The following is an 11,969-nucleotide window of genomic DNA, read 5'->3' on the forward strand; positions in this document are numbered from 1 at the left end:
GTATCGTCAACCTGTGCGCCTCGGAGTCATTGACGTCGGTTCGAATACCGTCCACCTGCTTGTCGTCGACGCCCATGCCGGCGCCCAACCGGTGCCGATGGCCTCGGACAAGGCCGTCCTCCGGCTGATGCGGTATCTCACTCCGGAGGGGGCGATCACCGAGGAGGGCTGCGCAGCCGTCCTGTCCGCGGTGCAGCACGCGGCCGATGTGGCGAGCCACCACCAGGTCGACGACCTGCTCCCCTTCGCGACCTCCGCCCTCCGCGACGCCACGAACGGCCCTGAGCTGCTCGCGACGATCGAGCGGGAGACCGGCGTCGCCCTGCAGGTCCTGTCCGGCGAGGACGAGGCCCGACTCACCTTCCTCGCCGTGCGGCGCTGGTACGGCTGGTCGGCGCGCGACATCCTGTTGTTCGACATCGGCGGCGGCTCGCTCGAGATCGCCGCCGGCTCGAACGAGACGCCGGAGGTGGCCCTCTCGGTCCCGCTCGGCGCCGGGCGCACAACCGTGGGTTTCCTGCACCACGATCCCCCGCTCCCCGAGGAGGTTGCTGCCCTGCGCGCGCACGCGGCCGTCGTGCTCGCCGAGGCCGTCGCGTCCTTCGCCGGACAGCCGGCACCGCACCACGTCGTCGGCTCGTCCAAGACGATCAGGTCGCTCGCGAAGCTCGCCGGGCATACCTCGGACGGTTTCGGTTCGGGTGAACGGATGCTGCTCAGCCGCGCCCAGCTCGCCGACTGGGTGCCCCGGCTGGCCCGCATTCCCGCGGACGCGCGCCCGGCCCTGCCCGGCATCACGGCCGACCGCACGTTCCAGATCGTGGCGGGCGGCATCGTGCTTCAGGCCGCGATGGCCGCCCTGAAGGTGGACGAACTCGAGGTCTCGCCGTGGGCCCTCCGCGAGGGAATCATCCTGCGCTACCTCGACCACCTCGGCTGACCCGCCGCACGGGTGTGATTGACTCGCCCCATGACTGAACAAGGGCGAGACCGGGTGGCAGCGGATGCCCGTGCCCGCGGGCTCGAGATCGACATCGTCCCCCGGCCGGCGGCCGACAGCCTCGAGAGCGCCGCACGACTCCTCGGAATCGACCCGTCCGGAATCGTGAAATCACTCGTCGTCAAGCGGCACGACGGCGACTACCTCTTCGCACTCGTACCGGGCGACCGGCAGATCAGCTGGGCGAAACTGCGTGCGCTCGTCGGCGTGAACAAACTCTCCCTGCCGCACGAGGACGTCGCCCTCGCCGTGACCGGTTACTCGCGCGGCACCATCACGCCGCTCGGCAGCACAACCGCCTGGCCGGTCTTCGCCGACGAACGTCTGCGTGGCGGCCGGGTCGCCATGGGCGCCGGCGAGCACGGTTACTCCGCGTTCGTCGACGCCGACGCCCTGATCGACGCGTACGGCGCAACCGTCGCCGACATCACCGACCCGCTCAAGCCGCGCGTCTGATCGCCTCGCTCGGTGCCGCCGGCGCGCCGTCGAAGACGGAGAATGGGTCATGCGCATCTCAAACCTGACCCCGGAGGACTCCGAGGGCGCCTCCGCGCTCTGGGACCAGGCCGGACTCACCCGCCCCTGGAACCCGCCTGAGGCCGATCTGCTGCGCGCACTCGCCGGGGAGACCTCGACCGTCCTCGGTCTTTTCGATGGGGGGACCCTGGTCGGCACCGTGATGGTCGGCCATGACGGCCACCGCGGCTGGGTGTACTACCTCGCGGTCGCCGAAAGCCACCGCGGAACCGGACTCGGGCGGCGGCTCATGCTCGCCGCCGAGGACTGGCTTCGCGAGCGGGGCGTCGTGAAGCTGCAACTCATGGTGCGCTCGGCCAACGCAGGGGTGCTGGACTTCTACGATCGCCTCGGCTACGAGGATGCCGACGTCCAGGTCCGCGCGAAATGGCTCCGCTGAGGCGATAGCCTGTCTTTGATACCCCTGTAGGTATACCGGAACCATCGACCCAGGGAAGGACCCCATGTCCGACAACCCGTCAGCCGCCGAGACCTCCCTGGCGGGGCATCCCGGGCACGGTCCGTTGCAGCGCAAGGTTGTCGGGGTGCTCGTCGCGGGGCAGATTCTCGGTGGAATCGGCATGGGGGCGACCCTCTCCCTCGGCGCCCTGCTCGCGGCTCAGCTGTCCGGGTCGCCCTCGTGGTCGGGCATGGCTGCGACGATGAGCACTCTCGGTGCGGCACTCGTGGCCGTGCCCCTCGCGAGGCTCGCCCGAGCCAGGGGGCGACGTCTCTCCCTCGCGACCGGTTCACTGGTCGCCGGCGTCGGCGCCGTGCTCGCGATCACCGCGGTCTCCCTCAACGTCTTCGCACTCCTGCTCCTGGCCTTGATGCTGCTCGGCGCCGGATCGGCCGCCAATCTGCAGGCCCGGTTCGCCGCCACCGACCTGGCAAGCCGCGCCTACCGGGCCCGTGACCTCTCGATCGTGGTCTGGTCGACGACGATCGGCGCGGTCCTCGGACCGAACCTGTTCGGACCCGGCGAGGTCGTCGGCGCTTATCTGGGCCTGCCGCCGATGACCGGGGCCTTCGCGTTCTCCCTGGTCGCCACGGTGGGCGCTGCCATCGTGTACACGATCGGGCTACGACCCGACCCGCTCCTGACCGCCCTCGCCGCCCGGGGAACGGACGCAGCGGCGCCCCGGCCCCGCGGCGGCCTGGTCATCCTGCGCTCCACAGCCTCCGCCCGTTACGCCGTCGCCGTGATCGCCCTGAGCCACGCCACGATGGTCGCCCTGATGTCGATGGCTCCCGTGCACCTGCGCGATCACGGCGCCACTCTCACCGTCGTCGGCCTCACGATCAGCCTTCACGTCGCCGGGATGTACGCTCTCTCCCCCGTGTTCGGCTGGCTTGCCGACCGGGTGGGGCGGATGCCGGTCATCCTCGTCGGCCAGGGCCTCCTGCTCTCGTCGCTCACGCTCTTCTGGCTCGCCGGAGACTCGAGCGCCGCCATGACGACCGGCCTGATCCTGCTCGGACTCGGCTGGTCGGCATCCGTCGTCGCGGGCTCGGCCCTCATCGGTGAGGCGGTCGGCCTGAACGACCGGGCAGCCCTCCAGGGCTTCTCGGACCTGTCGATGAATGCGGCCGGCGCCCTCGGCGGAGCCCTGGCGGGCCTGGTGCTCGGCGCCGTCGGCTACTCCGGGCTCGGCCTGGCCACCATGGTCCTGGTGGGAGTTGTCGTCGTCTGGTCCATCTCTCGGGCGGCCAGATCCATCCGACGCGGAAGACCGGCACAGCCTCGTGAATCGGTCGGCTAGGGTCGAATCATCGTTCGGTGCACCGCTGGCGAGTGAAAGTCAGGTTGTCCGATGAGTGTCGTCTCTGTGTCCGAACCCATGCCCGTCCCCGTGAAGCTTGCGGATCCGGGAGCGCTCGGGCTGGGCGCCTTCGCACTCACCACCTTCGTGCTGAGCCTCGCTAACACCGGCTGGGTGCCGGCGGCCGGTGCCTCCGTGCTCGCCGTCGCGCTTTTCTACGGCGGACTGGCCCAGTTCGCGGCCGGAATGTGGGAGTTCGCCAGAGGCAATACCTTCGCGGCGACGGCATTCACCTCGTTCGGAGCCTTTTGGCTGTCGTTCTGGTGGCTCGAGACCAACCCGGCCGTCGCCCAGCAGGCGGGACCGAGCGGAGTGGGTACCTATCTGCTGGCCTGGGCCATCTTCACCGCGTACATGACGATTGCAGCGGTGAAGACCAATCGGGTCACACTCGCCGTGTTCGCGTTGCTCACCATCACTTTCCTCGCCCTGGCGATCGGCGCCTTCACTGGACTCGGCGGCATCAGCCAGGCGGGCGGATGGCTCGGCCTCGCGACGGCACTAGCCGCCTGGTACGGTTCGGCGGCCACCGTCGTGAACGCGACCTGGGGACGCGCCGTGTTCCCGGTGGGTGCTTTCCGCTCTTAAAAACCGGAGGGTTCCCCCACCGTGACCGCGGGCAGCTCGGCGGTCGCCCTCGCGTCGGATCGCAGAGACGAATACCCGTCCGCCCAGCTTCCGAGCAGATGCGCCGACTGACGGTCATCGAGGGACAGGAACACGCTCGCTCCGAACATGATGTCGCCGACCGCCTCCGGGTCGTCTTCGGCGAGAGAACCAGCCAGGTCCCGGCAGGCCGACTGCTCACGTGCAAAGCCGGATTCGACGTGTACATCGAAGTACCGGGCCACGCTGTCGTCAAAACCGAGTCGCTGGAATCCATCGGAGTACAAGCGGCTGGGAATCGTCGAGGTCATCTCGAACGCGGCCAGGTGCCCGACAAGCGCGCCGCGGAGGCGCCGGTTGAGCCCGAACATCGAGATCGCGTTGAGGGAAGCGAGCGTGATGGCCGGGACGGTGTCGATGGATGCGTCGTAGTCTCCCTCGAGCCCCGCCGACAGCAGGGCGGTCTCGAACAGAACCGAATGCATCCGCTCGACCCGCTCGTCACCGTATTCATCGGCGAGGATTTCGATGAGTGCAGACTTGGACCGGCCGGACAGACGCGGGATCCCCCAGGCGTACGGATCCGCCTCCCGGAGCGCGTAGACCGAGCGATGCACGAGGAACTCGACAGCTTGCTGCCGGGAGGCCGCGCGCGCCACGAACAGTGCCAGGCCGGGGTTGTGCTCGTGCCCGGTCAGGGTGAACAGTGCACGGGCGACGTCGTCACGGGTCGCCGCGGGCAGTGGCGGCCGCGGCGCCGAGCCCCGCAGTGCAGCCTCAAAACCGCGCTCGAGGACGACGCGTGCGGCCAGGATCTCGGGGTGCCATTCCCACTCCTCGTCGCCCGGAACGACACCGTCGTAGTGCAGGCGGTAGAGCAGGAACAGAGTCAGCTGCAGGTCGTCGTCGACCAGGACGTCCGGGGCGCGTCCGAGGGCACCTGCGGCGAGCGCCTCGAACCCGTCGAGGACGGTCCCTCCGCGTTCGGTACGCCCGGAGAGTGCGGCGAGGAGCCGTTCGCTGACCGGGCCACGAGCCGACAGGGTCGCGGGAGCAAAGGTGGAGTGGAGCATGATGCCTCGTTCCAGTACTGCGATCGAGTCGCGAAGGCGTGCCGACGCGACGATTCGAACGCCCTCCACCGAAGAGAGGGGGCAGGCGTGGACTGTCCACCGGTTCAAGATTGGAAACAGTCACTAGTAAGACGTGCCTCGATGGCGAATCGTCACGATCGCAGGGAATGTTGGTGATGAATGCCATACTCCGGCGACGGCGGGAGATGACCGGAAAGCCGCAACAATGTCTTAGGTTGAGATCATGAAGCCGTTCGATCGCGATCCCAGCTCTGATCGGGACAAAATCGAAGACCTGCTGCGTCAGGAGGCCGACGTCCCCGTCGAGACAAGCCACACGCGGTGGGCTCGTCGCCTGGGCGCCGCCACTGCCGGCATCGTTGTCCTGGCCGTGATCGGTGTCGTGTGCGTGGGTCTCCCGATCGTCTTGACCACGGGTGGAACGGCCGTCACGCGAGCATTCGTCCCCGATTCCACGTCCTCGCTGGCCAGGCTCAGCGAGGCACTCGGTACGATTCCCGGTGTCGCCTCCGTGGGCGACGCCCACTCGAGCGCGGGCGACCTGTCCTTTCGAAACAACGGCTTCCTGACCGTCACCGCCGTACCGGGACTCACGGACACGGCAGTGGACGACCTGGCCGCGCACGTTTCCCAGGCCCTCGCCGGCGTCCAGCTCAGTTCCGACTCGCGGCTGATGGTCCGGCTCGACGTCGATCGGCTGAACGTCGGCATCTCCCAGGAGGCTGCACTGAATGAGCCCCGGCTGAGGCTCGCCCGACTGGTGCTGGCCCTCGACGGCGTCTCCCGCGTCACCGTCTCGTGGCGGGACCAGGACGATGACCTCATCTACGACACGAGCAACGCCAACCTCGATGTCACCGTCGTGTCCTCCGGTCTGCCGGCCGTGGAGCTGGCCGCACGCTCGGTGCGGGTCGCGCGCACGGTCCTGGCGGATGCGTCGGTGACGACCACCCTCCCCGGTCCCACGATCCGGCACGAGGCATACTCACCCGACAGGATCCCGGACGACGGGACGAACGGGTCCCGGACCGTCCTGCTCGAGTCCGACGGTGGTTCCCTCACCCGGGCACTCGCCCTGGCCACTGTTCTCGACGGTCGCAACGACATCGTCGGATATTCCGTGTCCGGCACATACGCTCAGATCGTCTTCCGTGCCGGCACCGATCCCGCTCTGGCCGAGGCTCAACTCGACCTCTCAGACTGGGCCCGCGTCCGCACCTTCGTCGAGGGCGCCTCCGGCGAATGGTCGCTTCACGACTTTCCGTGAACCGGTGACCACAGCAGGGCGCGGTACACCCGACCCGGAGCGTCGACGAGATCGCTCGACCGGAGCCGGCGCGGGACTAGTATGCCCTCGACGGATCGGCCCGTCCGGCGGTGCAGGCACCGGCGTTCGTTGAAAGCGAGTCCCGATGAGCGTGCGGCGTGACCGGGCGATCGGTGCCGCACTCCGCTGGCTCCGTGGCGTCGCACCGGAGCGGGGCACCCTGGTCAAGGACCTCATCGCCGGGCTCCCCGGTGCGATCGGCAGCGTCCCTGACGGTATGGCGGCCAGTGTCCTCGCCTGCGTGAATCCCGTGCACGGCCTGTACGCGAGCATCTTCGGGCCGGTCGCGGGCGGCCTCTCCTCGAGCACCCGGCTCATGGTCATCACGACGACAAGCGCGTCCGCGCTGGCGGCCGGTTCTGCCGTCGCCGCTGTTCCCGAGGCGGATCGATCCCGCGCGCTGTTCCTGCTCACCCTCATCGCCGGAATTCTGATGATCGCCGCCGGTGTCGCCCGACTCGGCCGGTACACCCGCTTCGTGCCGCACTCGGTCATGGTCGGGTTCCTGTCCGGTATCGGTGCGAATATCATTTTCGGGCAGATTCCCGACCTCCTCGGCGCGCAGGCGACGGGGCAGTTCGCACTGGCTAAGACGTGGGACGTCATCATCCACCCCGGCCTGGTCGATCTCCCGACGACGGTCGCCGGCCTGGCCGCGCTGCTCCTGCTTCTGGTCCTGGGCCGCACCCGAATCGGGTCGGTATCCGCGCTGATCGCGCTCGTGCTCCCGAGCATCGCCGTCTTCGTCTGGGGTTCCGGGTCCATCCCCCTGGTGAGCGACGTCGGTGCAATCCCGTCCGGTCTCCCCCTTCCGAGCCTGCCGCGCCTCGGCGACTTCACGTTCGGCCTGGCCACAGGTGCGTTCTCCGTCGCCGCTCTCGTCCTCATCCAGGGCGCAGGGGTGAGCGAAGCGGCGCCGAATCCGGACGGAACCCCGTCGAATCCGAACAGGGACTTCATCGCCGAGGGCGTCGGAAACCTCGTGTCCGGCCTGTTCAGGGGGCAGCCCGTCGGCGGGTCGGTCGGCCAGACCGCCCTCAATGTCGCGTCCGGTGCGCGGGGCCGGTGGGCCGCCATCTTCTCTGGGCTGTGGATGGCCCTGATCATCGTGGCATTCTCGGGCCTCGTCGGGAGTGTGGTCATGTCGACCCTTGCCGCCGTGCTGATCTACGCCGCGGTCGGTTCCTTTCGAACCGGATCGCTCAGAGCGATTCTGCGCACGGGCCGCATCTCCCAGATCGCCGTGATCACGACGTTCATCGCGACCCTGTTGCTCCCGGTCGCCGCCGCGGTCGGCATCGGCATCGCCCTCGCGCTGCTCATGCAGTTAAATCAGGAGGCGCTCGACCTGCGGGTGGTCGAATGGGTACCCGACTCGAGCGGGCGATTCTTCGAGCGTCCGGCTCCGAAAGTGCTCGCCTCCCGGCGCGCCGTCGTTCTCGACATCTACGGCAGCCTCTACTACGCGGGAGCGCGCACGCTCCAGGCGCGGCTCCCCGATCCGGCGCCTGCGCTGCACCCGGCCGTGGTGATCCGGCTCCGCGGGCGTGCCACGCTCGGATCGACGTCCTTCGCCGTGCTCTCCGACTACTCGGCCCGGCTCGCCGCCGTCGGTGGCCGCCTGTTCCTCAGCGGCATCGACCCCGGTGTTCTCCGCCAGCTGCGCAGCAACCGCACGGTGGAGGAGTCCGGGCATGTCGAGATCTTCGAAGCGACCGAGCAGGTCGGCGAGTCGAGCCTCGCCGCATACAGCGCCGCGGAGGCCTGGCTGGCGGGGCTCGATGACGACGCCCCCGCCGCTGACGACGCCGGATCCTGAGCGCCGGTCACGCGCGCGGCCGCACCGGCAGCGCTCAGGCCCGAGCCGTCCCGCGGCCGGGGAGGGCGACAGGCAGCCAGACGCGCATCGTGGACGGGCCACGGTTCGCCCAGGCACAGTAGGGAATGAGTTCCACGTCGAAGCCCGTGTCCCCGGTGCCTGACCACGCGCCGTCGGAATAGGGCCAGTCGGGTTTCGGGATCTCCGCGGGCACGAGGTGCGCACGCACACCCCTCGCCGTTTCCCTGAGGTCGGCACCGTCGTCGAGGAGGATTCCGGCCAGCGCCCGCCCATCCGGAAGGTCGGTGGATTCGAGGCACATCACGAGTGGGCCGCGCTCGACGGCCACCGTTCCACGAACAGCGTCGATCGACGGATGCGGCCGCGTGAGTCTCGGAGTCATCGGCAGGTGGAGTGTCATTTCGTCACCGGCGCGGAAGGCGCGCGAGACCGTGATCGTCGCCCCGGAGCCCGGGACGGGTATCCCGTTGACGTGCACGACCGCGCGGCCGACGGCCCACGCGGGAATGCGGAACGAGACGGAGGCCGCGGCATCCGGTGCCTCACGGATGAGCACGGAGACGGCGCCGTCGAACGGGTATCCCGTTTGCACGCCGAGGGACATCGAGCCCGTCTCGAGCCGGGTCGACACGTCATAGTCGCCGTACTGGTGCAGTTGCACTCCTGTGCCCGTCTTGGTCACGAAGTACAGGTTCACACTGGCCAGGGTGCGGGCGATGTTGGTCGGGCAGCAGGACACCTCGAACCAGGGCGCGCGCAAGCTCGACTGGGCGCGCACGCTGATCTCGTCTTCTTCTGGCACGGTACCGTCCACGCGCTGGTGCAGCGTGTTGGTGTAGTAGAAGGCCCGGCCGTCCTCGCGAGGCGAGGCCAGGATGTTGTTGAGCAGTGTGCGCTCGATCAGGTCTGCGTACTGGGAATCACCGGTCTGCAACAGGAGACGCCAGCTCAACATCACCGAGGCTATGCCGGCGCACGTTTCGGCGTACGCCCGGTCCGGAGGTAACTCATAGTCCTCGCCGAAGGCCTCGTCCAGGTGATGCGAACCGACGCCGCCCGTGATGTATGTTCGCCGGGCGACGGTGTTCTCCCACTGGGTGGCGATCGCCCCAGCGAGCGCCGCGTCGCCGGTCTCGACGGCGACGTCGAGGGCCCCGGAGGCAAGGTAGAGCGCCCGCACGGCATGACCGCGGAGCACTGTGGCGTCCCGCACCGGCAGGTCGTCGAGGAAGTACTCCGCGCCGAACCGATCGGCCTTCAGTAGTCCGCGCCCGCGCCGCTCGACGAGGATGCCCGCGAGCTCGAGGTAGCGTGCGTCGCCGGTGGCGCGGGAGAATTCGACGAGAGCGACCTCGATCTCCGGGTGGCCGCACACCGCGTCGCGGCCGTCTGGACCGAACTCGGTGTAGACGTGGTCGGCCAGCTGCCTGGCGACCTGAACGAGCTCATCGTCGCAACCGGACCGCAGCCGCGCCACGGCGGCCTGGATGAGGTGGCCGAAGCAGTAGAGCTCGTGACCCCATTCGAGGTTCGAATAGCGCCGTGGTTGACCGGCGCGCCCGAAGCTGGTGTGCAGGTAACCGTCGGGCTCCTGCGCGGCCTCGACGCGGGCGACGAGGGCCCGATACCTGGATTCGAGGGCATCGTCCGGCTTCCGTCCGAGTTCCCAGGCCAGAGCCTCGAGCAGCTTGTACACCTCGGAATCCACGAACTCGATTCCGGAATGGTCGGTCCCCAGCGTGCCGAGGGCGGCACGATCGAAGTTCCCGATCCAGCCGATCCGCTCCATCCACCGCTCGCAGTGACCGAGGATGACCTCGGAATTGAGTTCCTGCTTCTCCCGCCAGAACCCCCCGGTGAGCGACACCTCGTCTGGTCCGAGTGCCTGGAGAGCGCCCGTTGACGGCTGGACGGGACCGCCGCGGAGTGTCGGTGGTGCGATGCGAGACGGCATGTTTCTCTCTTTCGGTCAGCTGTCGGACGCTCGGATGAGCGCTTCCTGCGCGAGCAGGAGGTAGGAACTCGCGGTCCAGGTGTACGCCCGGTCGCGGAGGCCCTCACCGGTCTGTGCGTCGAAATTCTCCGCGAAGCCCGATTTTTCACACAGGCGGCGGAAGCGCGCACTGACGGTGTCGGCCAGGGTCACGAAACCGGCACTCCGGAGCCCGTCCTCGACGATGACCGTGGACGGCGCCCAGATCGGACCTCGCCAGTACCCGTCGGGCTCATAGTTCGGCGACGAGGGAAGCTCGGTCGCGGGGCCCCACAGGGTGAGGTGACCGGCGATGGAGGCCGCCACACGTTCCCGCACCTCGACGGGCAGGAATTCGGCGGCGACGAGTGCCAGGAGGTTGAGCAGGCTCGTCGTGGAGCTCGTCCGGCCGCTCAGCGGAGCACGGGCGATGAAGGTGTCGCCGTCCCACAACTCGGCGAGCAGGGCCGCTGCCATCGCATCGCGTTCGGCACGCCGGGTCGCCCCGGCGTCCAGGCCCAGTTCGTCGGCGAGTCTCGCGAGCGTGTCGAGCTGCAATACCAGAAAGGCGGCGAGGTCCGGCGCCTCGATGACCCTGTCGCTGTCGAAGGTCGAAGAATTGTCCCAGCCACTGTCGTTGCCGTGCTGATAGTGCGCAAGCTCGTGTCCGTCAATGCGGCGCGAATCCAGCCAGAAGTCCGTCCATGCCGAGAGTTCGTCGTAGATGTTCGTGAGGTCTTCCGGTGACAGAACTCCGGGCATCCGCTGACGGAGCTTGTCGAACGCCCAACCGTGGATGGGCGGCTTCACGAAGTTGTAGAGGATCTCGGAGTGGGTGACCGAGTCGGGCAGTGCCCCGGACGCGTCCTGGTGGTCGAAGATGAGCCGGAACTGCGCGAGTGCCGCGGCCGGGTCGCCCGGAGCAAGCGCCAGTGCGTTGAAACAGTGGTCCCAGCTCCACACCTTGTCCATCCAGTGCATCGACATCAGGATCGATTCCTGCCTGAGGAAACCGAGCGGTCGAACCGTCGCCGACCACATCACATAGGCGGCAAGGTCTGCCGCGGGCGTCCGCGCGTCCCTCCAGCCGGCGAGCCGGTCGAGGTAGGCGGAGAAGTCCCGGGCGGTGGCGCGTTCGACGTCGGTGAAGCCGAGCAGGGGGAGGTAGCTCGGTCGTGCCGATTCGAATTCCTCGATCGCGACCTCCCAGCCGTCGTCCCCTGATGCGACCGCATCCCGGACGTGGACGCCGAGGGCCTCGGCGCCCACCAGGTCCAGGTCGCCCTTCAGGCTCGTGACTCGATACCGACGCCCGGTTTCGTACGACGTGAAGACGGCGGCACCGTCGATCGGATCGCGAAAGAGATACGTGCCCGTGAACGGCGTCAGGCCGGTCGATGCGTCCCCGATTCTGAGGCTGATTCCCCGTCCACGGATGCGCAGGCAGGTCACTCCGTCGAAGGCCGCGTCGATCTCGCCGTCCGACGCGGTCCAGGTCAGGAGGGAGGGTGACGCCGTGATGGTCGTCTCGGTTCGCGTTCCGTCGGTCTCCGGAACGAGGACGAAGACGGCGTGCATTCCGGTCTGGTGCGAGACCAGGTGCACGTCCTCCGCGGTGGTGTGCAGGGCCACAACCGGCGAGAGGTCGAACCAGGCGCCTTTCGTGCTGAACGGGATGTCGCGAACATCGAAGGTGAGCGCCTGCGCTGTCTGGGGCTGGACGGTGGTGGTCATGCTGAGCCTTTCGGTAGGTACCCGGCGTCGGGCCGATACGGGCGCGGCGGCACGCCC

Annotated in this window: 10 protein-coding genes; 7 read left to right on the forward strand and 3 right to left on the reverse strand. The window is 68.6% G+C overall.

Annotated elements, in window-relative coordinates:
- The first annotated feature begins 13 nt into the window (after positions 1 to 13).
- The 5 genes from MQH31_RS16250 (at position 14) to MQH31_RS16270 (ending at position 3,927) form a co-directional block, all read left to right on the forward strand.
- Positions 14 to 940 (forward strand): Ppx/GppA phosphatase family protein, encoded by a 927-nt coding sequence (locus tag MQH31_RS16250; protein ID WP_243012892.1) that lies wholly within the window; start codon positions 14 to 16, stop codon positions 938 to 940.
- A gap of 30 nt (positions 941 to 970) precedes the next feature.
- A complete protein-coding gene (locus MQH31_RS16255; protein ID WP_243012893.1) occupies positions 971 to 1,456 on the forward strand; it encodes an aminoacyl-tRNA deacylase in 486 nt (161 codons plus the stop codon).
- A 49-nt stretch (positions 1,457 to 1,505) separates the two neighbouring features.
- Positions 1,506 to 1,916 (forward strand): GNAT family acetyltransferase, encoded by a 411-nt coding sequence (locus MQH31_RS16260; protein ID WP_243012894.1) that lies wholly within the window; start codon positions 1,506 to 1,508, stop codon positions 1,914 to 1,916.
- A 64-nt stretch (positions 1,917 to 1,980) separates the two neighbouring features.
- Entirely contained in the window at positions 1,981 to 3,279 is a 1,299-nt protein-coding gene (locus tag MQH31_RS16265) for an MFS transporter (protein WP_243012895.1), read from the forward strand.
- A gap of 51 nt (positions 3,280 to 3,330) precedes the next feature.
- On the forward strand, positions 3,331 to 3,927 hold the full coding sequence (locus MQH31_RS16270; protein ID WP_134535788.1) for an acetate uptake transporter: 597 nt from the start codon (positions 3,331 to 3,333) through the stop codon (positions 3,925 to 3,927).
- Here MQH31_RS16270 and MQH31_RS16275 read toward each other — a convergent pair.
- Positions 3,924 to 5,018 carry an iron-containing redox enzyme family protein gene (locus MQH31_RS16275; protein ID WP_243012896.1) on the reverse strand — a complete coding sequence of 365 codons (1,095 nt, stop codon included), beginning with the start codon at positions 5,016 to 5,018 and terminating at the stop codon, positions 3,924 to 3,926. The genes MQH31_RS16270 and MQH31_RS16275 overlap by 4 nt on opposite strands.
- Before the next feature lie 244 nt (positions 5,019 to 5,262).
- Between MQH31_RS16275 and MQH31_RS16280 the strand changes: the two genes are divergently transcribed.
- Positions 5,263 to 6,306 (forward strand): hypothetical protein, encoded by a 1,044-nt coding sequence (locus MQH31_RS16280; protein WP_243012897.1) that lies wholly within the window; start codon positions 5,263 to 5,265, stop codon positions 6,304 to 6,306.
- A gap of 145 nt (positions 6,307 to 6,451) precedes the next feature.
- The gene (locus tag MQH31_RS16285; protein WP_243012898.1) at positions 6,452 to 8,185 is read left to right on the forward strand and encodes a SulP family inorganic anion transporter; all 1,734 of its coding nucleotides are present in this window, start codon (positions 6,452 to 6,454) and stop codon (positions 8,183 to 8,185) included.
- Positions 8,186 to 8,219: 34 nt separating this feature from the next.
- On the opposite strand, the gene MQH31_RS16290 is transcribed toward MQH31_RS16285, so the two are convergent.
- On the reverse strand, positions 8,220 to 10,160 hold the full coding sequence (locus tag MQH31_RS16290; protein ID WP_243012899.1) for a glycoside hydrolase family 127 protein: 1,941 nt from the start codon (positions 10,158 to 10,160) through the stop codon (positions 8,220 to 8,222).
- Between the two features lie 15 nt (positions 10,161 to 10,175).
- A complete protein-coding gene (locus MQH31_RS16295) occupies positions 10,176 to 11,912 on the reverse strand; it encodes an amylo-alpha-1,6-glucosidase (RefSeq protein WP_243012900.1) in 1,737 nt (578 codons plus the stop codon).
- Positions 11,913 to 11,969: the final 57 nt, after the last annotated feature.

The sequence above is a fragment of the Cryobacterium zhongshanensis genome (assembly GCF_022760445.1).
Classification (GTDB): domain Bacteria; phylum Actinomycetota; class Actinomycetes; order Actinomycetales; family Microbacteriaceae; genus Cryobacterium; species Cryobacterium algoricola.

What these genes read in the sequence shown, in the direction of transcription:
- MQH31_RS16255 (WP_243012893.1), top strand. Translation starts at nt 971, where the DNA reads ATGACTGAACAAGGGCGAGACCGGGTGGCAGCGGATGCCCGTGCCCGC.
- MQH31_RS16260 (WP_243012894.1), top strand. Translation starts at nt 1,506, where the DNA reads ATGCGCATCTCAAACCTGACCCCGGAGGACTCCGAGGGCGCCTCCGCG.
- MQH31_RS16265 (WP_243012895.1), top strand. Translation starts at nt 1,981, where the DNA reads ATGTCCGACAACCCGTCAGCCGCCGAGACCTCCCTGGCGGGGCATCCC.
- MQH31_RS16270 (WP_134535788.1), top strand. Translation starts at nt 3,331, where the DNA reads ATGAGTGTCGTCTCTGTGTCCGAACCCATGCCCGTCCCCGTGAAGCTT.
- MQH31_RS16275 (WP_243012896.1), bottom strand. Translation starts at nt 5,018, where the DNA reads ATGCTCCACTCCACCTTTGCTCCCGCGACCCTGTCGGCTCGTGGCCCG.
- MQH31_RS16280 (WP_243012897.1), top strand. Translation starts at nt 5,263, where the DNA reads ATGAAGCCGTTCGATCGCGATCCCAGCTCTGATCGGGACAAAATCGAA.
- MQH31_RS16285 (WP_243012898.1), top strand. Translation starts at nt 6,452, where the DNA reads ATGAGCGTGCGGCGTGACCGGGCGATCGGTGCCGCACTCCGCTGGCTC.
- MQH31_RS16290 (WP_243012899.1), bottom strand. Translation starts at nt 10,160, where the DNA reads ATGCCGTCTCGCATCGCACCACCGACACTCCGCGGCGGTCCCGTCCAG.
- MQH31_RS16295 (WP_243012900.1), bottom strand. Translation starts at nt 11,912, where the DNA reads ATGACCACCACCGTCCAGCCCCAGACAGCGCAGGCGCTCACCTTCGAT.